General features: G+C 45.8%; 12 protein-coding genes. 10 read left to right on the top strand and 2 right to left on the bottom strand.

Going from position 1 to position 22,798, the window contains the following annotated elements; genetic code table 11:
• Positions 1-488 precede the first annotated feature (488 nt).
• The 6 genes from htpG to MKY87_RS22200 all read left to right on the top strand — a co-directional run bounded on the left by htpG (position 489) and on the right by MKY87_RS22200 (position 14,467).
• The gene (gene htpG / locus MKY87_RS22175; RefSeq protein ID WP_340966230.1) at positions 489-2,369 is read left to right on the top strand and encodes a molecular chaperone HtpG; all 1,881 of its coding nucleotides are present in this window, start codon (positions 489-491) and stop codon (positions 2,367-2,369) included.
• A 683-nt stretch (positions 2,370-3,052) separates the two neighbouring features.
• Positions 3,053-4,468, top strand: a complete 1,416-nt coding sequence (locus MKY87_RS22180) for a deoxyguanosinetriphosphate triphosphohydrolase family protein (RefSeq protein WP_076209597.1) — start codon at positions 3,053-3,055, stop codon at positions 4,466-4,468.
• Positions 4,469-4,510: 42 nt separating this feature from the next.
• Positions 4,511-5,515: an MsnO8 family LLM class oxidoreductase gene (locus tag MKY87_RS22185; protein WP_340966231.1), complete on the top strand. Its 1,005-nt coding sequence runs from the start codon at positions 4,511-4,513 to the stop codon at positions 5,513-5,515.
• 285 nt (positions 5,516-5,800) lie between these two features.
• Complete coding sequence (locus MKY87_RS22190) at positions 5,801-7,513, top strand: HAMP domain-containing methyl-accepting chemotaxis protein (RefSeq protein WP_340966233.1); 1,713 nt, start codon at positions 5,801-5,803, stop codon at positions 7,511-7,513.
• Between the two features lie 486 nt (positions 7,514-7,999).
• Positions 8,000-13,309 carry a X2-like carbohydrate binding domain-containing protein gene (locus MKY87_RS22195; RefSeq protein ID WP_340966235.1) on the top strand — a complete coding sequence of 1,770 codons (5,310 nt, stop codon included), beginning with the start codon at positions 8,000-8,002 and terminating at the stop codon, positions 13,307-13,309.
• Between the two features lie 180 nt (positions 13,310-13,489).
• On the top strand, positions 13,490-14,467 hold the full coding sequence (locus MKY87_RS22200) for a TRM11 family SAM-dependent methyltransferase (protein ID WP_340966237.1): 978 nt from the start codon (positions 13,490-13,492) through the stop codon (positions 14,465-14,467).
• Between the two features lie 178 nt (positions 14,468-14,645).
• Here MKY87_RS22200 and MKY87_RS22205 read toward each other — a convergent pair whose 3' ends face one another.
• A complete protein-coding gene (locus tag MKY87_RS22205) occupies positions 14,646-15,602 on the bottom strand; it encodes a D-2-hydroxyacid dehydrogenase (protein WP_340966239.1) in 957 nt (318 codons plus the stop codon).
• 207 nt (positions 15,603-15,809) lie between these two features.
• Here MKY87_RS22205 and thpR point away from each other — a divergent pair, with 207 nt between their 5' ends.
• Entirely contained in the window at positions 15,810-16,412 is a 603-nt protein-coding gene (gene thpR, locus MKY87_RS22210; RefSeq protein WP_340966241.1) for an RNA 2',3'-cyclic phosphodiesterase, read from the top strand.
• Positions 16,413-16,542: 130 nt separating this feature from the next.
• Positions 16,543-17,400 (top strand): cell wall hydrolase, encoded by an 858-nt coding sequence (locus MKY87_RS22215; RefSeq protein WP_340966244.1) that lies wholly within the window; start codon positions 16,543-16,545, stop codon positions 17,398-17,400.
• A 296-nt stretch (positions 17,401-17,696) separates the two neighbouring features.
• On the opposite strand, the gene MKY87_RS22220 is transcribed toward MKY87_RS22215, so the two are convergent.
• Entirely contained in the window at positions 17,697-18,911 is a 1,215-nt protein-coding gene (locus MKY87_RS22220; RefSeq protein ID WP_339785689.1) for an MGDG synthase family glycosyltransferase, read from the bottom strand.
• Positions 18,912-19,293: 382 nt separating this feature from the next.
• Here MKY87_RS22220 and MKY87_RS22225 point away from each other — a divergent pair, with 382 nt between their 5' ends.
• Both MKY87_RS22225 and MKY87_RS22230 read left to right on the top strand, forming a co-directional pair.
• A complete protein-coding gene (locus MKY87_RS22225; RefSeq protein WP_036611349.1) occupies positions 19,294-19,875 on the top strand; it encodes a TetR/AcrR family transcriptional regulator in 582 nt (193 codons plus the stop codon).
• 206 nt (positions 19,876-20,081) lie between these two features.
• On the top strand, positions 20,082-22,364 hold the full coding sequence (locus MKY87_RS22230) for a YhgE/Pip domain-containing protein (protein ID WP_339785687.1): 2,283 nt from the start codon (positions 20,082-20,084) through the stop codon (positions 22,362-22,364).
• Positions 22,365-22,798 lie beyond the last annotated feature (434 nt).

Raw genomic sequence — 22,798 nt, forward strand, 5'->3', positions numbered from 1 at the left:
TTAGTATACGCCTACATATGGAATGATTTTGTTTTTGAAAATGAGATTGAGCCTGAGTAGGACATGCGAAGCCCGAAGGGACTTAACAGACCTGAAGCGGCATTCCGCGTTTAAGAGATATCACTTCATTGATATTCTCTATCCTAAAAAATCAGTCGCTGATCAGATGCAAAAATAGTGCAGGGGACGAAATCGATTTGGAGGAAGCAGAGCGTTCGCCTTTATCACCGGATTTCTCCCTTTTTAAAAAGGGAATTAAAGAAATACGGGGATAACAGCGATCCGAAAAACGATTCGTAATCGGAACGGCTATATTGCAGAACGTCATGCACTTATTTTTTATAATGAGCCATTAGAGTGAATCACATATCTGTGGACTAGAGCGATCAAGGTTTTTGAGTCTACTAATGGCCGCAGGATTATCTCAGTTACTTCCTATTTTCAACTCAATCATTCGATATCCCAATTTGAAAGGAGTCCAACCATTCATGGCTAAAAAAGAATTCCAGGCAGAATCCAAACGTTTGCTGGATATGATGATCAACTCCATTTACACCCAAAGAGAAATCTTTTTGAGAGAATTGATCTCCAACTCCAGTGACGCCATTGATAAAATTTATTACAGAGCACTAACTGACGATTCACTCGTTTTCAACAAAGAGGACTACTTCATCAAGCTGACAATCGATAAAGAAAACCGCACGCTCACACTGACGGATACCGGAATCGGGATGACGCAGGAAGAGCTGGAGAACAACCTGGGGGTTATCGCGAAGAGTGGTTCCCTGGCGTTCAAGAAAGAAAATGAAGCAAAAGACGGCCACAACATCATCGGACAATTCGGGGTTGGTTTCTACTCGGCATTTATGGTGGCGGACAAGCTGACCGTAACAAGTAAAACGCTGGGCAGCGACGAGGCTTGGAAATGGGAGTCCGAAGGCGCGGACGGTTACACGATCACACCAGCTGAGAAAGATTCCGTAGGTACAGAGATCGTCCTGACGATCAAAGAAAATACCGAAGAAGATTCGTATGATGAATTTTTGGAAGAGTACCGCCTGAGATCCATCATCAAGAAATACTCCGACTTCATTCGCTACCCGATCAAGATGGATGTAACGGGTCAACGTCCGAAAGAGGGCACGGAGAACGAGTTCGAGGAATACCAAGAAGAACAAACCGTGAACAGCATGGTGCCGATCTGGCGTAAAAATAAAAGCGAATTGACTGAAGAAGACTACAATAACTTCTATATGGAAAAACGCTACGGTTTTGACAAACCGCTCAAACACCTGCATATCAGCGCAGATGGCGCAGTGGTATACAATGCAATCCTGTTTATTCCGGAGAACACGCCGTTTGACTACTATACGAAAGAGTATGAAAAAGGCCTTGAACTCTACTCCAACGGTGTACTGATCATGGATAAATGTGGGGATCTGTTGCCAGATTACTTCGGATTTGTCAAAGGTATGGTGGATTCCGAAGACCTGTCCCTGAACATCTCCCGTGAGATGTTGCAACATGACCGTCAGCTTAGCCTGATCGCGAAGAACATTAAGAACAAAATCAAGAGCCAACTGCAAAGCCTGTTGAAGGACGAGCGTGAGAACTACGAGAAGTTCTACCAAGCGTTTGGACGTCAGTTGAAATATGGCGTATACAGCGACTATGGTGTGAATAAGGATACATTGCAGGATCTGCTGTTGTTCACGTCTTCCAAAGAGAGCAAACTTGTGAGCCTGGACGAATACGTCTCCAGAATGCCGGAAGATCAGAAGTACATCTACTATGCATCCGGTGAATCCATTAGCCGTATTGAGAAGCTGCCACAGATCGAGGGTGTTCTTGAGAAAGGGTACGAAGTATTGTACTTTACCGATGACATCGACGAGTTTGCAATCAAGATGATCACGAACTACAAGGAGAAAGAATTCAAATCCATCTCCAGTGGTGACTTGGGCATCGAAGATAGCGCGGACAAAGAAGAAACGGACGCTCAGGACAACGACAACAAAGAGCTCTTTGAAGCGATGCAAGCTCAATTGGCGGGTAAAGTCAAAGCGGTTAAAGCTTCCAAACGTCTCAGAAGCCACCCGGTATGTTTGTCCACCGAAGGTGAGCTGACGATTGAAATGGAGAAAATCCTGAAAGCTATGCCAAACAGCGAAAACGTACAAGCCGACAAAGTGCTGGAAATCAACGTGAACCACGATGTCTTCAAATCACTGCAAGATGCTTTCGCGCAAGATCAGGAAAAGCTGAATCTCTACACTAGCCTGCTGTATCATCAAGCATTGCTGATCGAGGGACTGCCAATTCAAGATCCAGTAGAGTTCACCAACGATATCTGCAAGGTTATGGTGTAACATCTTTCGTACAAGCGTGCGATAATATCCATGATGCAAAATTCTCGCAGCTTCAAGAGTCAAGTTGTGTGAGCATTAAGGCTAGAAGTTGAACTACTTCGCCGCATCTACCACATTCATCCGACAGGGCATTTCCGTCCTGTCGGTTTTATTTTTTTTACCCACAACGGGGAGGGCGCGGGGAAGGCAGACTATAATTTTAGTGATGGATGATATTATTCTAAATTGAATTTGATTTTCAATCGATTTTAGCGAGCTAAATGGTGAATACCATTATGTATTTTAAGGACAGCAAAAGTAGTGAAGGGGACGGAATCGATTCTGAAGAAGCGAAGCGTTCGCCTTTATTCCCTAATTTCTCCCTTTTAAAAGGGAATCAAAGAAATTTGGGAATAACAGCGATCATAAGAACGATCCGTAACCGGAACGGCCACCTGGTAGCACAGTAAGTACTTATGGTTGTTCTGCTATGAAGCGAGCATATGTGAATAATGAGTTCAATATGAATCATTATCATTTAGATGCACGGATGATAGTCTGGCAGGGTATAATAAGAGAAGATGACTGTTCATTACAAGTTGATGTAAGAAGAGATGACAATCGCAGACAGGTTTTACTTTTCGAAACCACAGATGTTGTGTATAATCACTCAAAATAGAGACAGTCGGCTAGGAGTGATCCCCATGCAATGGAACGATCTGAGAGAACATAGACAATATCCCGAATTAACCAAATTGGATGGATCTCGTGCAGCGTATGAACGGGACTATTCGAGACTCATTCATTCACCGACCTTCCGTCGGTTACAGGGCAAATCGCAGGTGTTTGGCGCAGGAACGGGTGATTATTATCGTACTCGTTTGACCCATTCCCTGGAGGTGGCACAGATTGCACGCGAGGCTGCCCGCAGTCTGATTCGCCGTTTCCCCGAGGTGGATTGGGACCGTGCGGACAACCCCGGCCTTATTATTGATTCAGAAGTGGTGGAGTGCGCTGCAATCGCACATGACTTCGGTCACCCGCCGTTTGGACATAAAGGTGAAGAAGTATTGGATGGCATTCTGGATGACCTCATTAACACCGAGGCTAAGAAAATCATGAAAAAAAGCCGCAGCGCCAAAGTTCCCAAGGTGGAGTCTGAAGTCCGTGCCGAGTTAAAACGGAAATACGAGCATTTTGAAGGCAATGCGCATAACTTCCGTCTCATTATGCACTTGGAGAAGCGTGAAGATATCGACGGACTAAACCTGTCTGATGCGGTATTACTAGGAATCAACAAGTATCCGTACCCTGGGACAGAGAGCAAAAAAGGCATGTATCATCATGAGTGGCAATATATTCGGGAGATCCGTGATCGCTGGAACGTGCCGGCAGGCAAGAAGACGCTGGAAGCACAGCTGATGGACCTTTGCGACGATATTGCGTACTCCTCACATGACCTGGAGGATGGCATCAAAGCAGGCAAAATTGAAGTACATGAGCATTTCCTGCAAGATCCGCATGTGAATCGACTGATTGTGGATAAAATTACAACGCTGGAGGATCTGTTCTGGAACGGATGGACCCGAGAAGCGATTGGACAAAAGGTAGAAGAGGTACTCGCTTCGTTCCTGCGCATCTGGAATGAAAAGATGCCTTTCTGCGAACATGATTACTCGCGTACCCGTCGTGAAGTGAAAGCCTACTGGGTGAGCTTTTTTGTAGGCAGCCTGGGCGTTATTGACGACGGCGACTGGAAGAAGGTAACTTTTGTCCGTGAAGGGGCTGAAGACCTTGATATGCTGCGTACGGTGAGTGTGCTCAAGAGTTTTGCCTGGGTGACCATGATTCGTGACCTGCGTGTACAGCGGCTACAGAAGCGCAGTGAGTGGATGATTAAGCGATTATGGGATGCATTCCTCGATCCGGAAACGTCCAAATCCATTATTCCATCCGACTGGCTGCAGCGGTATGAGAAGGATCAAGCCAAAGCCCAGCCGATCTGGACTTGGGAGCACATGGTGATCGATTATATCGCAGGAATGACGGATGCATTTGCCGAGAAAATATATAATGAACTCTACGGTCTGAAGGTGGGTTCGATCTACGATCTGGATTAAAACTAACCGATATAAAGGGAGATGAGACGCGTGGCTAAGCGAATGAGTGAGACGTTCAGTCTGGGCGTACTTGACCTTGTTCCAAGGTTAAACGATGCCACAGCGGAACAGGCGCTTCAACAATCGGTGACACTTGCGCAACATGCCGAGGTTTGGGGATACGTACGATACTGGACGTCAGAGCATCATGATATGGCTGAATTGGCATCGGCCTCTCCCGAAGTACTGTTATCGCACATCGGAGCAAGGACAACAACGATCCAGCTTGGCTCTGGTGCGGTCTTGTTGCCGCATTATAGCCCGCTCAAGGTTGCGGAGTCGTTCCGCCTGCTGGCTGCGCTCTATCCGGGGCGCATTGAGCTTGGGCTCGGACGTGCTCCTGGCGGTGGACCTCATGCCACGATGGCACTCAGTGGCAATTACTTGCAGCATGTGTCCAAGCTGCCTGAATCGCTCGCAGCACTCACGGAACTGCTCGAAGACCGCTACATGTACGATGATCATCCCGTGACAGCTCGTCCGATTCCCAAGCTTCCGTTATCACTCTGGATGTTGGGAACTAACGTGAAGAGTGCAGAATTTGCGGCACGGTTTGGCATGGGATATGTCTTTGGTCAATTCATGAGTGATGCCGATGGTACAGAGGCTGTAAGGAGATACCGAGAAGGATTTATTCCCAGTGCAACGATGAAGGTGCCTGAGGTTATGGTGGCAGTGAGCGTATTGTGTGCCGAGTCAGAGACGGATGCTTTGGACTGGAGTCGTGACATGGCGGAGAGGCGCAAGCTGGATGGGAAAGAACGTTCAACGGAGCCGAATTCAAGTGGTATCGCGGTCTCTAACACGAGTGATGAAGCCGTTAGTGATCAAAATGAATCGGTACGGCACTATGCAGGTACACCTGAGCAGGTATGGGCTCGATTGCAACAGGTGAGTCGCAGGCTGGATTCGGAGAGGTTGCTTCTGGTTACGGCAGGACCAGATTATGAGCGCAGGTTGGATTCATATCGATTGCTGGCTGAGCATAAGACAGCAATACTGAACTAGGCTGATCGCTTTATGATGTTAGCCGTTGAAATCCGAACAAACCGAAGAGCTGCAGATCGGGACTTTACCGTATGCTGCAGCTCTTCGGTTTGGACTTTGTCAAGATTCAACAATCTTTTACAAAACCAAGCATCTTAATGACAAAATAATGTTATAATACTTTACGTCTATTTTCCTATCGATATAATATAGATAAGCTCTTTTGACAAGAGGTCAAAAGAAGGGGAAAACAATGACAAAAGCACCTGAATTCGGGATGACCGAAGAGGTCAAGGGGGAAATCATATGTTCAGCAGATTTAAGATCAAGAGTATCGGTCTGCGTATCAGCATCGCGTTCTACTTGTTAATCCTCTGTTTAATTATTTTGAGTGTCACGATTGTCACCCGGATGAATTCAATTGAAACCAACACTAATGAAATTACGAACAATTGGATGCCATCAATCCAGCAAATTAACCGGTTAAATTATACCACAGAGCATGTCCTGTCACTAAGTTATCGTCACTTTGACGCGGAAGAAACAGACAAGGCATCCTTGTCAGAAGAGCGTACCAAGTATATTCGTGAAACGACGCAGGCGATTAAAATCTATGATCAGCAGGAGAAGTCTCCGGAAGAGCTCGAACACTGGACTGCGTTCAAGAACAAGTGGGAAGCATATCTCAAGATTAATACGCAATCGATTAAGCTGAGTGATGAGGGTCAGACACAGCTGGCGAAGGAAGTAGCTGATAAAGGTGCTGATTCCTTTGACACCATGCAAGTCGATCTCGATTATCTCGTGGAATACAATCAGGAACAGTCCAATCTTGCGGCGGCCCAAACGATCAGATCGGTGCAGGATGGTAGGTTAAGCATCATTATCGGTGTTCTTGTCATGATTGTCATTACAGCGATCAGCATTCCGATTATTCGTTCACAAGTCGTGAAACCACTGCTACGTGTCATTAGTGCGGTGAAACTGATTGCAGAAGGCCAATTGAATGTTCAGGACATACATACCAAACATGAGGATGAAGTCGGTGTTCTGGCCAAAGCGGTGAATGACATGAAAGGTAACCTGACTTCCATGGTTCTGAGCGTCAGACGAATTGCGGAAGCTGTCAATCTGCAAAGTGGGGAACTGGCAATATCCTCAGAAGAGGTTAAGATTGGTAGTCGTCAAATTGCTGTGACCATGGAAGAGTCAGCCAAGGCCGCAGAGAGCCAGGCAGAGACAGCCGTGGAATCAGCCCGGACGGTTGAAGCGTTGAATGATCACATTCAAAATCATACGGAACAAGGCAGCCAGCTGCGCGTCATGTCGGATCTTGTACTGGAACAAGGGCTGAATGGTCGCAAGGCGATGGAACAGTCGGTGCAGCAGATGCAACAGATTTCCGGTTCGGTCTCGGCTTCCATGAACAAGATGGAACGGTTGAATCGTAAAAATGAAGATATTTCCAAACTGGTTCAGGTCATTCATGACATTGCACGCCAAACCAATCTGCTTGCATTGAATGCATCTATTGAGGCAGCACGTGCGGGAGAGAGTGGACGTGGATTTGCTGTAGTGGCATCAGAAGTGCGGAAGTTATCTGAGGCTGTGCAGACTTCGGTTGAAGAGATCACGGTGATTACCGAGGATATTCAGCAAGAGTCACAAGGGGTGGTTGCGGAATTACGTACGGGCGTTCAGGAGACCGAACTGGGTCAGGAACATGTGCTTGCTTCAGGTCAACTCTTCCGTACAATTAACGAATCGGTAGAAGGCATGGTTGGTGTCATCAGCACGATGACAGATGGACTGGCAGGCATGCAGGAAGCAAGCGGACGAATGAATGATTTCAGTCAGCAGATTTCCGCTGTTTCGGAACAATCGGCAGCGAGTGTGGAAGAAGTTTCTGCATCGGCGGAAGAGCAAGTAAGTTCCATGGAAACGATTAGCGGCAACATTCAAAGTCTGAAAGAATTATCGGAAGATTTGCTTACATCCATTGAAAAATTAAAAATATAACTTTCTTCTTATAATAAAAGAAACATAAAGTCGTTTCCAAAAACAAGGTTTTCCCAAATACAGGGGAGGCCTTGTTTTTTTGATGAACTGTTAGTTTCCGTCAGTTGATTCGATAGAAGGGAAAACGTAAGACTGAAATTTTATAATAAATAGGCCTTAATAACCAATTTAATAAGTATCTGGAGTAAATTAAGTAGATATTAACAGCTTATATATCGTAATTCGACAAAAAAATGCAAAAAAAATATGATTTCGATATATTTTTAAAAGGAATTCTTAAAAATTTTATCGAATTTAAAAGTGTATCATTCTACCTGTTGTATGAGGTTTCGAAAAGTGCAAGAAACAGGGGGAGGAAAATACCGGTGGAAGGAGGTCTACGTTCACTTCAACTCTGGAATGGGGTAAAGCGGAAAAGAGACAGTGGAAGTGTGTAATTGGAATTTGATATGAATTTGATAAGTATGATTATGGAGGCAAAGAACTATGACAAGAAGGTTTAAGTCATCGATTTTTTCACGAACAGGAATGGTATTACTTGCTTTTCTAACGATGATTCAAGCCGGTGCGCCTTATATTTACGCTGCTCCTGCTGTGCCTCACTCCTTTGTAACGAAGAGTAAAGAGACGCTACCTACCGGTTCGATGTCAGATGCAGCATATGGTAACGGACGCTATATCGCTGTTGGCGAAAAGGGAACGATTATTCAATCTGCCGATGCTGATCATTGGGAGAATGTAAAAACAATTGCGGACATTAATTATACCGGGGTAACAGATCCCTCCAGTTTTACTTTTTATGGTGTTGCTTATGGTAATGGCGCCTTTGTCACTGTCGGTAGTGATGGGGTTATCCTCAGTTCTGCTAACGGGGAGGATTGGACGCAACGTGCGTCGGGCACGGATCTTCTGTTATACCGGATTGAATTTTTAACCTTTAACGGTACAGGGGCTTTTTATGCACTTGCGAAAGGTAGATATCTCACTTCAACGGATGGAACGAACTGGACCACCGTTATCCCAACGGGAATAGGTGCTGATAAACAACTTACACAGGTGACGGTGGGGAATAACGGAACTCGGTTAGCATTTTCCAGTGAAGAAGGAAAGATTTATTCGACAACTACGGGTACCGACTGGACTTCAATCCAGCCATACACTCCGGATTCTATTCCAGCTAATGGAGCCAATTTCCTGAAATGGATGAATGATCGTTATTTTATGGCCGATATTAGTGGATTCATCTGGACCTCTACGGATCTCGTGACATTCACCCTAATGGGTCCTCCATTTAAACAGACTTTTTCAACTGGAACCAACCAGATGCGAAAAGGTTTTTATGATGGAACTACGTATTATTTGTTTGGTAGCGAGGGAAGCAAGTATGGGGCAGTTTATACATCAACGGATGCAATCAATTGGACGTTGCAGCCTTACGAGAGAGAATTTGTTGATCAGCAAGCAGAGTATATAAACGGCAAATATTTTTTGCTTGGTAACGAGGGATTGAGCGTCTCGGATACGGGCTCCGACTGGAAGTATAAATGGGGCGGTAATTTTAACGAAATTATATTTGATGGCAGCAAGTATATTGCGGCTGGACAGTTAGGGAAAGAAGGAACGATCTGGATTTCGACTGATTTGTCTTCATGGACGAAGGTAGAGATGTCCGGACAAGCGGATGCGTTTACATCTGTAGCTCAGGGGAATGGTAAGTATGTAGCAGTTGCTGGACCGTATCATGGAGAGACAAGCTTGGCTACTTCTTCTGATGGTACCAACTGGGGGCTTCAGAGCAGCTTGATGGGTACGGAATATTTGACCGATATTGCATACGGGGCTGGGCTCTTCGTTACTGTTGGTGCAGTCTCCAATCAGGCGGTTATTGAGACTTCTATGGATGGTGTAACATGGACCAGTCAGACAGTTCCATCCAGTTTATTGAATTATCTATCCTCTGTTACCTATATTAACAATGAATTTGTGGCTTTAGGCAATTCTTATAACTCCAATGGAAATATTAGTGAAGTGGCTATTCTAACTTCACCAGATGGAATTCATTGGACAGATCGTTCGGGCGATTATCCAAATACCACCGATTTTATGGGGAATATTATTTATGACGGAAGTCAGTATATCCTGCTAGGGTACGATTCATCAACCTACGAGGTGATTACTTGTACGAGCCCTGATCTGGTGACATGGTCTTCTGCTCGGTTCACGGGTGGATATTTGTTGTATGGTGGATCAACATTTATAGGGAAGAAAGACAACACGTTATATGCATTACTTACAAATAGCACTTATGAGGTCAATGATATTTATTATTCCAATGATGACGGGGTTACTTGGTATACCTCATCTAGTTTGGATAACACATTGGGAGCATCTGCGTTAATGAGTGTAAACGATGAGATTATTGTATCCGGGCCGAACAAACTGGTCTTGGCGACATCGGTAACTTCTTCATCGGCGATCAGTCCAGGTACAGCGAACTTTGATAAAGAAACGTCAGCGCAAGCAGATGTGAGTGTGACCCTGACGCTGAACGGCAACACGCTGAGCAGCATCACGAATGGAGCAACAACGCTGACAGCCGGAACAGACTACACGTTGTCTGGTAACGTGGTGACGATCAGCCAAGCCTATCTGGCGCAACAAACGGAGGGCACGACAAGCCTGACATTTAACTTTAGCGCGGGAGCTTCGCAAGTGTTGACCGTGACGGTGAGTGATTCCACGCCACCTGAACCAGAAGACAGCAGTCTGAGCCAAACAACAGCAAGCTTTGATAAAGAAACGTCAGCGCAAGCAGATGTGAGCGTAACTCTGACGCTAAACGGCAACACGCTGAGCAGCATCACGAATGGAGCAACAACGCTGACAGCTGGAACAGACTACACGTTGTCCGGTAACGTGGTGACAATTAGCAAAGCCTATCTGGCGCAGCAAACGGAGGGCACGACAAGCCTGACGTTCAACTTTAGCGCAGGAGCGGCGCAAGTGTTGACCGTGACGGTGAGCGATTCCACGCCAGCTGCACCAGAAGACAGCAGTCTGAGCGAAACAACAGCCAGCTTTGATAAAGAAACGTCAGCGCAAGCAGATGTGAGTGTGACCCTGACGCTGAACGGCAACACGCTGAGCAGCATCACGAATGGAGCAACAACGCTGACAGCCGGAACAGACTACACGTTGTCTGGTAACGTGGTGACGATCAGCAAAGCCTATCTGGCACAGCAGACGGTGGGCACGACAAGCCTGACGTTCAACTTTAGCGCGGGAGCGGCGCAAGTGTTGACTGTGACGGTGAGTGATTCCACGCCACCTGAACCAGAAGACAGCAGTTTGAGCGAAACAACAGCGAACTTTGATAAAGAAACGTCAGCGCAAGCAGATGTGAGTGTGACCCTGACGCTGAACGGCAACACGCTGAGCAGCATCACGAATGGAGCAACAACGCTGACAGCCGGAACAGACTACACGTTGTCTGGTAACGTGGTGACGATCAGCCAAGCCTATCTGGCGCAACAAACGGAGGGCACGACAAGCCTGACATTTAACTTTAGCGCGGGAGCTTCGCAAGTGTTGACCGTGACGGTGAGTGATTCCACGCCACCTGAACCAGAAGACAGCAGTCTGAGCCAAACAACAGCAAGCTTTGATAAAGAAACGTCAGCGCAAGCAGATGTGAGCGTAACTCTGACGCTAAACGGCAACACGCTGAGCAGCATCACGAATGGAGCAACAACGCTGACAGCTGGAACAGACTACACGTTGTCCGGTAACGTGGTGACAATTAGCAAAGCCTATCTGGCGCAGCAAACGGAGGGCACAACAAGCCTGACGTTCAACTTTAGCGCAGGAGCGGCGCAAGTGCTGACTGTGACGGTGAGTGATTCCACGCCGACGATCGGTGAAGCCCCCCTCTTAACAGAGGCCGTTGTTCAAAATGCACGAGTCAGCTTGCAGTGGAGCCCTTCAAATGGCGCAACGGGTTATAAAATCTACCAAGCTCTTCAATCCGGCGCATACGGAACAGAAATTGCTTCCGTGAGTAATTCAGTGTTCGAATATGATGTTACAGGCTTAACAAACGGAACAACGTATTATTTTGTAATAAAAGCTGTTTATGCGGGCGGGAACAGTGCGCTTTCTAATGAAAAGCAGGCAACACCACAAACGTTACCGGGAATACCGACGGATATTTCAGCTATAGCCGGAGATGGCAGAGCAACTATCACATTCACTGCTCCTGCCAATAATGGTGGAAGTATGATTACGGGGTATCAAATCCTTGATCAATCTGGTCAGATTGTTGCAACAGGGATATCCAGTCCAATTACGGTAACAGGCCTGACGAACGGAACAGGCTATCGATTTACTGTAAAAGCATTAAATGCAGTTGGAGCGAGTGAAGCTTCGGTTAACTCAAATACGGTTATACCCGTTGTTGCCTCCAGTGGCGGAGGGGGATCAACAGTACCATCGAATTCAACGACGCAGCAACCAACTTCAACAACCCCACCAACTGAAGTCGGCAAGGGTGTGGATATTTGGATCAACGGCCGTTTGGAGAAAATCGGAGTAGCTACGGATACGACGGTTAATAATCGACAGGTTACAACGATCAGGGTTGACCAGTCTGTCTTTGAAAGCAAACTTGCCAGTGAAGGCCAAGGGGCAGTTATAACGATTCCGTTTAGTTCGAATAAATCTGATATTATAATTGGTGAGTTGACAGGACAGATGATTAAAAGTATGGAAGAAAAGCAAGCCATTCTTGAGATTAGAACGGAGCTTGCAACTTATACCATTCCTGCTTTGCGTATTAATGTGGGTGAGATTGCCAAGCAACTCGGTCAAACGATCGACCTCAAGGATGTCACAATCCAGGTTGAAGTGGGTGCTTTGAACGACGATATGTTGAACGTTGTCCAAAGTTCCGCCAATAAAGGTAACTTCAAGCTTGTTGCTCCATCCCTTGATTTCTCAATACGCGGAATTTATGGTGATAAAGTTATTCCTGTAACTCATTTTAATGCTTATGTGGAACGTACCATCGCCATACCTGATGGAGTTAATCCCAATCAGATTACAACCGGAATTGTAGTAGAGCCCGATGGAGCGGTTCGCCATGTTCCTACGAAAGTAATCCGAAATGACGGGAAATATTACGCCACAATTAACAGCTTAACGAACAGTGCATACTCCATCATCTGGAACCCTCTTGAATTCGAAGATGTAGCGAAGCATTGGGCCAAGGATTCAGTGAATAACATGGGCTCGCGACTGGTTATTAATGGAGTAGGCAATGGGCTGTTCAATCCTGACGATGACATTACGCGTGCTGAGTTTGCAGCAGTTATGGTTAGGGGGCTTGGCTTGAAGCTGAAAGACAGTGGCACAGTCTTTAGCGATGTAAGTGCTGCGGCTTGGTATAATTCTGCCATTCAAACAGCGTACAACTATGGTCTGATTAATGGATTTAAAGATGGAACCTTCCATCCCACTGATAAAATTACGCGTGAGCAGGCGATGGTGATCATCGCCAAAGCGATGACGATCACAGGGGTGGATGAAAAGCTCGCTATGAATAGTTCCAAACGAGGAATCTTTGCTTTTGAAGATGCAGTAAAAGCTTCTTCATGGGCAACAGATGACATCGAGAATGTGCTGAATGCCGGAATTGTTACTGGTCGTAGCGAGGCTATGCTTGCACCTAAAGCTAATATGACACGAGCCGAAGTTGCAGCTATTGTAGAACGCTTATTGAAAATATCCGGTTTGATCTAATTAAAGAGCACTCTCGTCCCGATCAGGACGAGGGTGTTTTTATTTTTTGTTGTCTAGCGGTCTAACATTGTATACAATGACTACCTGAAGCTTTCGTAACAGCCGATATTTGATATGTCTTCAATGAGCTTACTATTTATATAGAAGAAACGTGATTAATGAAGGAAGGGGAGGAGGATTTTGCCTGATGAAACACTGGGTACACACGGTACTTCTGGGAAACACCTCTACACCTTTGCTTGCCACGAGAACGAGCGCGAATTATGCATGCTGGAGCTGAATACGCTGCTTGAACCGAGTTCAGAGATCCGTATGGATATGGGGTCGTATGTGTGGTCTGAACGATGTATTCCACCTGGACGCAGCCCTTTTATTCACGGCAGACTGGACGTGATCGGCGAAGGGGGCAGCGTGACTGATCTGCTTCCTCTTGCCAAAGAGATTCATCTGTTGCCAGAAGAGACATTTAAGGTAGTTTGTCTGAAAGAAGGCGATCATGCCCCTGATTATGAACAGTCTCGCCAACTGGAAAAAGAAGTTGGTATGTGCATTAAAGGCAAGGCACAGATGAAGCAACCTAAGGTGACTTTCGGCCTAATCCGAACAGGAGAAAAATGGATCTTGGGCCAGTGGACAGAAGCTGATCGATCATGGCAGGTTCATCGGCAGAAGCCGCAAAATTACTCAACTGGATTTGGCATCACGCTTGCGAGAGCGCTGGTTAATATTGCTGTTCCGAGAGTAGAAAACCATCGGTTACTTGATCCATGCTGTGGTATGGGAACGGTTGTCATTGAAGCTTTATCCATGGGAATTGATGCAAAAGGTAACGATCTGAATCCCCTGGCTGTCCGAGGTGCACGTATCAATCTACCGCATTATGGATATGATTCGGATCGAATCACACTGGGGGATATGAATGAACTGCAAGATCTGTATGATGCAGCAATTCTGGACATGCCTTATAATCTCTGCTCTGTACTTCCAGATGGTGAGCAACGAGCCATGCTGGAGAGTTTGCGCAGATTGGCAAAACGGGCAGTGGTTGTTTCCACAGAGTGGGTAGAAGAGCACTTGTTGGAAGCGGGATGGACTGTAAAAGAGTACCGAACAGTAAACAAAGGCACGTTTATACGTCATATTTGGCTGTGTATATAAGCGCAAAAAAACAAAAACTCTACCTCTGAGGAAATTTCCAGAGGTAGAGTTTTTTATTGCTTACAATATCCATTGAACTAACTGTTTAGACGAGAACGTAGAGGACAGAAATATTCTTTAGTTCAATTGATATCGCTGATCTGATTTGCACAATATTGCATGGGAACGGGTGTTTGTGTTAATATTTATGACTATAATCCACGAGGTTCACCGGCAGGGTATCGCCAGCGATGTAAGCTTCCAGATTTTTGACGAAAATATCGACTGCTCGATCCGCGTATTGCTCTGTACTTCCTGCGATATGAGGCGTAATTAACACGTTATCCATGCCCCATAGCGGGTGGTCTGCAGGAAGAGGTTCTTCTTCGAACACGTCCAGTGCTGCGAAGGCAACCTGGCCGCTTTGGAGTGCATTCAGCAACGCTTCCGTATTCACACTGGGGCCACGGCCGACATTGACGAAGCAGGCACCGGATCGGAACTGCTCAAATGCAGTTTGATCATATATATGTTTGGTTTCATCAGTTAGCGGTAAAATGTTAATTACATAATCGCCCTGGCTCAAGGCTTCATGTAAACCGGTCATGTCGTACATTTGGTCCACATTGGGGACATCCTTACCTGAGCGGCGAACTCCGATCGTACGCATGCCGAGGGCTTTGAGAATACGGGCTGTTTCTGTGCCAATCTCACCTACACCAACGATGACTGCTGTTTTGCCATGCAGTTCCGGCAGTGGTTTGGCAGGAGCTTTCCATTCGGCCTGCTGTTGATGCAGCATAGCTTGTCTCAGCCAGCGACTGTGGGATAACATCATGCCCAGAATAATTTCGGTGATTGGAATCGCGTGAACTCCATTTGCACTGGTGACCTGAACGTTCTTTTGTTGCAAATCTGCGAAGGGGAGATTGTCCACACCGGCAGACCAGACCTGAACCCACTTCAACAGGCTGTTCTGTTTCAATGCATGTTCTGTGACGAGTGGGGACCAGCCGAGAATAATCTCAGCTTCTTTCAACTCAGCAGGGTCCAATTCCTTGGCTTTTCCGAATTTCAGGGTGTATCCCGGTGCAGCATTCTGAATGCGTTGTTGCTGTTCTTCGGATAGAGATGGAAAACATACAATTTTACCCATAATGTGTGGTCCTCCTGAGATAAATAGTTTGATGAGTTTGATAATTAAAGTGTATCAGATTTGGCGTTGGATGTGCATTAAGGTGGGAAATGCAGGAATCTAGCCTTATTTGCAAATGGTTATATTTGTGTCACTCTATACTTACCCAACTTGAAACGATATGTATAGTCATGAAATAATAGAGCGAACTTTAGAGAGGTGTATGCAATGAATAACCAATCACATCAGGATCATTCATCCCGACGGGAAAGATTGTTTGTAGCAATTCGTCTTCCTGTTGCTGTTCAGCAGTCTCTTCAGATGGATGCAAGGCTTGTACAGAACAAGCTAGATTTTCGTAAATGGACAGATCATAGAGATTATCATATAACCTTGCAATTTCTGGGGGATACGTTAGTTAGTGACATCGGGCACCTGCGAAAAGCATTGCGCTCAGCAGCAAGCGGATTTCAGCGGTTTGAACTTCAGCTTTCCGATTGGGGCACATTTGGACTTGAAGAAGCACCTAAGGTGCTTTGGAAAGGTGTTAACGGAGAGATAGAGCACTTGTTTTCATTGCAAAAACAAATCGTGCAGGCGACTTCGCCCCTTGGGTATGAAGCTGAATTAAGACCTTATGCTCCCCACATTACCATTGCCAGAAAATATCTGGGACAGCTTCCAGGTAATGAAAATAAAGGGGTATCTGGGGTGCTTCCGGAACATTCCACAGGTGCTAATTCATGGATGGTGAAGGACATTGTACTTTATGTGACAAGGCTGGGCCAATCGCCAATGTATGAGGTCGTGGATACGTTCGCTTTTTCCTGATAATCATTTTTATGCCATAAAATCACATTGACATAACGTTTATCCCTATGTAATATTAGCCATCGTTATTCAAATTCTTTTTTTTGGGTTACTTAGTTAAGGGAATTGTTTCGACAGGAGGAATCTTCGAATGAACATTATAAGCAAAAATCGTTGGGTAGCACCGATGTTATCAGTGCTGCTTGTATGTATAGTGGGGGTAAATGTCGTTCAGGCGACGGGGAAGTGGAATGAAGCTAGTGATAGTAAACAGATGACCGAACTTGCGGCTTCTGTGCAAAATAACCAAACATCTACGCAAGAAGAGAGGCGCATGATGGAAGATGGGACAAGTCTGTCTTCTAATCTGTCTGCCCAAACCGTGGCGTGGACTGAATCTCTGCCAGCGAAGAACTGGCTTACGACTGCTCAAGAAGAGCAGGAACTGCAAGAAGCCAAGGCCAAGAACAAAGCTAGAGCGGTAGCTGCGGTCAAAGCCAAAAAAGAAGCTGCACTGAAATTGGCCAAAGTGAAACGTGCCAAAGAAGTCGCTGCTGTAACAACTCCCCCCCAAAAACTATACTTTACACGGACCAAACTTCTGAACCAGGAAGACTCGAAACTCGCAACCTGGTCATACAGTGTGTCCGATAAAGAACTGCATCTGCTGCAAAAAATCGTCATGGCAGAAGCGGAAGGTGAACCGTACGAAGGCAAAGTGGCAGTTGCCAATGTTGTCTTAAACCGGCTGCGGTCAGCCAATTTTCCCGATACCATTTACAAGGTCATCTATCAGAAATCCCAGTTTAGTCCTGTAGCGAACGGACGTATGAAACGTGTGGTTCCCAACGAGGACAGCATCAAAGCAGTGAATGCTGCGTTGAACGGGAAGAAGGAAGTTGCCGATGATACGTATTATTTCTTATCATTGACGCTTGCTGACGATCTGACAGTTGCTCGCTCGCAGAAAAAAGTAAAAACGATCGGTCATCATACTTTTTACAAGTAATCGACCCGTAAATTCTGCAAACAGGCAGGGTAGTTAACTGTGTGTGCATCACACGGCCCTTTAAAAAGCCTGAATCGTAGTTTTATTTCGTTATTTAAGTAGTTTTATTTCGTTATTTAAAATATTGTTATACTCTAAATTACCCTTTTTTCTGCCAAATCATACGGTGGAATTAGTGAAAATAAAAGAAGGTTCCCTTCCAAAAATTCGGAAGGGAACCTTCTTTGTACATCGTGAGCAATTGTCTTGTCCCCTATAACACCTCGTGAGAGCTGTTCTATAGGTCCATAGAGGCGTCAGAATGGTATTCTGGTACCTGACAAGGACGTGGCAGCAATTCCGGCTGTGAAGCGCTCCACGGAGGTTGTTGTGACTTCTGCCGTAGTCGGGAACAATAAGTTATGAACAGCTTGAGCACAGCACTTCGGATCATAGGCCGAATGGTTACCTGAAATATGTGCTACGTTCAGCGGGCTTTCAGTTTGAGTAGACGCCTGTTCCACTAGTTGTCTGAAACGATTGGTGATCACGTCGGCAGAGTGAATGACCTGGCCGTATCCGGCTTGTACAAAGTATTCACAGTTCTCTTCCTCTTGACCTGCAATCGGAGGAATGAACAACATCGGTAGACCCTTGGCCAGCGCTTCAGTGCATGTCATGCCACCTGGCTTGGTGATCAGCACATCGGATACATCCATCAGTTTGCTTACTTCCCGTGTATATCCCAGAATACGAATATTCGGATGATGGAAGCAAGGCATTTCCTTCATTTTTGCGATCATTTTTTCATTGCTTCCTAGACAGAAGACCAATTGAACACGATCTGCCCAGGACGTGAGAGCTTTCATATGATCCTCATCAAACGAAAGTCCCCATCCACCACCCATAAGTAGCGCCGTAGGCATGTTCTGAAGTCCCATCTCTTCCCGTAGCTTCACCTTATCTCCTGCTTCCCAGAAGTCTGGATGCACAGGGATTCCAGTGATCTGAATATGGGAGGGATCGACACCACGGATCTCAAGCAAAGCTTTGACCTGAGGGGTAGAGACCAGATATTTGTTCACTTCCGGATTAATCCATGTTCCGTGCACGTCATAATCCGTCACAACGGTATAGAGTGGGATATTCAGACCCTGGCGTTTGAGCCGGGAGATGACAGCATTCGGAAAAGGATGGGTACAGATCACCGCATCGGGTTTCAGTTGGGATACGACCTGTGCCGTCTGTGTATAGAAAATTCGGTGCAACGCCAGCTTGGTAAAACCATTTAAAGATTTGTTGTACTGTGTGCGGTACAACAGGCTGACCAGTTTGGGTTGAACCGATAGTGTCTTTCGATATGCAGAGAAAATTAGTGGAGCTACGGTTGGGTTCAAAAATTTGCCTAGTTCAATGACACGACTGTGAACATGTGGACTGACTTTTTTGATGCCATGTGCCAGCGCATGAGCGGCCTGAGTGTGACCGGTACCGAAACCTTCCGATAATAAGAGCACTCTTGGTTTTCGCATGAGTTCACCTTTATTCATAAGTTTTAATTCAAAATGAAGATATTCATTGTTTATTCTAGCTATGGAATGCGTTACTACATGAATATACATTGAAGCGCAAAATCATGTTTCTTCTATGAATATTTACACCATATATCTTACAATGAGACAACCTAAACTTCATTATATATACGTATTATCTGAGTCATCTTACACTATAGACGACGACAGAAGGAGTTTCCACTGCATTTAGGTTAAAAAATATTAACACAATTTTTAAAATGTTAGGGTTGCAATCTGTTTTCGAAGGTGGTATTGTAGTTTTTGACCGAATGACTGAATTGTATTTTTGGTCATTTATGTAGAGCGATTGAACAATGAGTGCGATTAAAGGAGGGATTAGATGGCTCCGATTGACAGGAGACAGCAGGTTATTCATGCAGCAGCCCAGTCGTTTGCCATGTTTGGATACAAAGCAACGACGATGGATCAGGTCGCCAAGATTGCGAACGTTGGCAAAGGAACGATCTATACGTTTTTCACCAATAAGGAACAATTGTTTGATCAGATCCTTGTAGAAGTGATTCAGGAAATGAAGAACATCGCGCATCGTGAAGTGCATCAGGAAAGTGCATTTTTCGATAATCTGTTTCGAGTACTGGATGCCTTGTTGGAGTTTCGTCGTGATCACGATCTGCTCGTTAAGTTATCTCAGGAGCTGAAGGACTTTGGAACGCTGCAGGCCAAGGAAGGTTTGGACAAGGTGGAGAAAGTAATCTCCGACTTTCTGGCTAAGGAGCTTGAGAAAGCAAAAGACAATGGAGAGATTCGAGATTGTGATCCGCAAGTCGTCGCATTTATGATGATTCGCCTGTATATTGCATTAACCTCAGACTGGAGCAAACAACATCAACCGCTGAGCAAAGAGGAAATTAAGACTTACTTTCGCCTTTTCTTAATGGAAGGAATTGCTGCTGTAACGTAATCCGAATTTAATCTACTATAATATAAGGATTTTTATGCGTATCAAGCAGGGAGGCTTGTCGGAAGACAGGTTGTTTTTTTGCCCTGAAGTGACCGTTTGAGGAAAGTAGTCACTTCGTGTTTCAGTATGTTTTCTGGAATGCGACATTGTATTTCATTATGGTTATTCCTGCTCATGGAGCAGAGAGATTAAGGGGAGAAAATGACATGAAATCTTTATCCGTGTTTTTCAAGGATGTGGGATCGGCCGTGAGAAACCCGAAGGTGTTGATCCCTGTTATTGCAATTATGTTTATACCGATCCTGTATAGTGGCATCTATCTGGCGGCATATTGGGACCCGTATGGTCATGTGGATGAGATGCCGGTTGCCGTTGTCAATCTGGATAAAGGTGCTGAGCTGGAGGGCAAATCCCTCCATGTAGGTAGTGATCTGGTGGATGAACTGAAGAAAAATGCCGATTTCAAATGGGATTTTGTCAGTGCAAGCCAAGCCAAAGAAGGCATGAGTAATGACAAATATTATATGCAAATTACGATTCCGGAGAACTTCTCATCCCAAGCAACAACATTGCTCGATGACAAGCCGGAGCCGGCTGATCTGATCTATGAACCGAATGGCAATTACAGCTTTGTCGGTGCACAGATCGGTAAGACCGCTATTAAGGACCTGAAAGCAAAAGTCTCAGCCAAAGTAACGGAATCCTATGCAGAGACATTGCTCGACAAGTTCTCCGAAGTATCGGATGGCTTGGCTGAGGCAGGCGATGGGGCAGGTGAACTGAATACCGGCGCAGGCAAACTGGATGATGGTGCTGTTAAGCTCAAGGATAACCTGGCGAAGCTTGCATCCGGAACGCTTGAACTTCAGGAAGGACTTTCTCCGTTAAGTGATGGTGTTAACGCGCTGCACACAGGGGCAACCAAGCTTGAAAGTGGAACATCGAATCTTGTATCCGGTCTTCAACAGCTTCAGGCAGCTGCTTCGAGCCAGCTTCAGAGCGGGGCAGATCAGTTGAAGGATGGCAGCGCCAAGTTGGAAACCGGACTCCAGTCTTCACTGGATGGCACAAGTAAGTTGCAGTCTGGCCTGAAATCGTCAGAACAGGGCAGTGCGAAGCTGTCGGATGGTCTGCAAAGTGCCGTTCAGGGCAGCGGCACACTGGCAACAGGCTTGCAATCGGCTGTAGATGGCAGCTCCAAGGTTGCTGATGGTGCACAGGGCGTAGCCGCCGGATTGAAACAGCTTGCTGCATCGAACCCCGAACTGGCCGAAAATGCGGATGTACAGAAGCTGCTTGCGGCAAGTGAGGCTGTCGCTGATGGCAGTGCACAACTGCATGAGAGCGAGCAGAAGCTGGCGCAAGGTGCAGATCAGCTGCATCAGGGCAACCAGCAACTGGCTGCGGGTGCAGTCGAGCTTCATGGAGGCCAGGAGCAACTTCTTGCTGGTGCGAACCAACTGGTGGATGGTCAGAAGCAATTGCTGGCTGGTGCCGGACAGCTTAGTCAAGGAGGAGCGAAGCTCTCCGATGGCCTGAAGCAGTTCAGCGGCAAGCTGGGCGATGCTGCAAGTGGCGGTACATTGCTTGCAGATGGTGCCAAGCAGCTGGGCTCAGGGACAACAGCTTTGCAAACGGGTGTAGGTAAACTAAGTGGTGGCGTTAGTTCACTAACCGATGGTTCCAAGCAACTGGGTGATGGAGCAGGTAAACTGGCTGACGGTCTTACTGAACTAAAAGATGGCTCAAGTGAACTTGAAACCAAGCTGAATGATGCCGCACAGAAAACATCCGAAGTTAAGAAAACGGATGATGTAGTGAACATGTTCGCTGAACCGGTGAACTCCTCGGAGAACACAGCAGAGAACGTAAGCAATTATGGTACAGGATTGACACCGTTCTTCCTGTCGATCGGTCTGTTTGTAGGATCGTTGATTTCCACGATTGTATTGAAAATGCGGGAAACGTCCGTACCTGGTGCAACAGGCTGGAATCGTTTTGTCAGCCGGACACTGGTATTTGGCTCGGTGAGCATTTTCCAATCGGTTATCGTGGCAAGCTTCATGTTATATGGTCTTGGACTGGAGACGCACAGCGTAGGGCTGTTCTATCTGTTTACCATTATTACGGGGCTGACCTTCATGTTGATTGTTCAGGCACTTGTAACCTGGCTGGATCTGCCTGGACGGTATGTTGTCATTCTGCTGCTGGTCTTCCAACTTGCGGCGAGTGCAGGAACCTTCCCGGTAGAACTGATTCCATCATGGCTTCAGGCATTTAGCCCTTGGTTGCCAATGACACACAGCATTATGGGCTTCAAAGCCGTGGTATCGAGTGGTAATCTGGATGTGATGTGGCATCAGGCAGGAATTCTTAGCATCTATGCAGGTGTATCCATTCTGCTGACGCTTGCTTACTTCCTCTGGAATGGCAGACGTCCGAAAAAAGAAGTCGAACAGGCTGATTCTGGTCAAGTTGTGACGGCATAAGTCGAACCTGATCTTCAGCAGGGTCATATTTTTGAAAAAAACTTTATTTTCTTGTAGTGAAATTATGCAATATAGTAGTCAAATAGTGCAAATAGCCTGTGGCCCCAAAAAGGGGTTGCAGGCTATTTTGTATACAAATGCATAGAGAAGTAAATTTTCGCTGGCTTAAGCAGTGAAAATTTGGTGGAATTATGGATAAACCTAGGCCGCACATGGAACGATTTTCTTCTGTCAGCAATTTAATTCAGTTGTACTCTGGCATAAAAAGTGTATAATTATTCGAAAAAGAGATGAATTTAAACGTCACTACTGTAAAGCTGTACTGCAAAACATTTCTTATCAGAGGTATTAAAAAGTTTAAATTGCGCTGATGTTAGGTCGGTGTTAAAATAATAGAACTATATCAAAAAAACGTCGCTCCATTTCAGTAGCCG

It is taken from the genome of Paenibacillus sp. FSL R7-0198 (assembly GCF_038000415.1).
Classification (GTDB): domain Bacteria; phylum Bacillota; class Bacilli; order Paenibacillales; family Paenibacillaceae; genus Paenibacillus.

Excerpts from the sequence above, each read along its gene's own strand:
- htpG (WP_340966230.1), top strand. The coding sequence starts at position 489 with ATGGCTAAAAAAGAATTCCAGGCAGAATCCAAACGTTTGCTGGATATG.
- MKY87_RS22180 (WP_076209597.1), top strand. The coding sequence starts at position 3,053 with ATGCAATGGAACGATCTGAGAGAACATAGACAATATCCCGAATTAACC.
- MKY87_RS22185 (WP_340966231.1), top strand. The coding sequence starts at position 4,511 with ATGAGTGAGACGTTCAGTCTGGGCGTACTTGACCTTGTTCCAAGGTTA.
- MKY87_RS22190 (WP_340966233.1), top strand. The coding sequence starts at position 5,801 with ATGTTCAGCAGATTTAAGATCAAGAGTATCGGTCTGCGTATCAGCATC.
- MKY87_RS22195 (WP_340966235.1), top strand. The coding sequence starts at position 8,000 with ATGACAAGAAGGTTTAAGTCATCGATTTTTTCACGAACAGGAATGGTA.
- MKY87_RS22205 (WP_340966239.1), bottom strand. The coding sequence starts at position 15,602 with ATGGGTAAAATTGTATGTTTTCCATCTCTATCCGAAGAACAGCAACAA.
- thpR (WP_340966241.1), top strand. The coding sequence starts at position 15,810 with ATGAATAACCAATCACATCAGGATCATTCATCCCGACGGGAAAGATTG.
- MKY87_RS22215 (WP_340966244.1), top strand. The coding sequence starts at position 16,543 with ATGAACATTATAAGCAAAAATCGTTGGGTAGCACCGATGTTATCAGTG.
- MKY87_RS22220 (WP_339785689.1), bottom strand. The coding sequence starts at position 18,911 with ATGCGAAAACCAAGAGTGCTCTTATTATCGGAAGGTTTCGGTACCGGT.
- MKY87_RS22225 (WP_036611349.1), top strand. The coding sequence starts at position 19,294 with ATGGCTCCGATTGACAGGAGACAGCAGGTTATTCATGCAGCAGCCCAG.
- MKY87_RS22230 (WP_339785687.1), top strand. The coding sequence starts at position 20,082 with ATGAAATCTTTATCCGTGTTTTTCAAGGATGTGGGATCGGCCGTGAGA.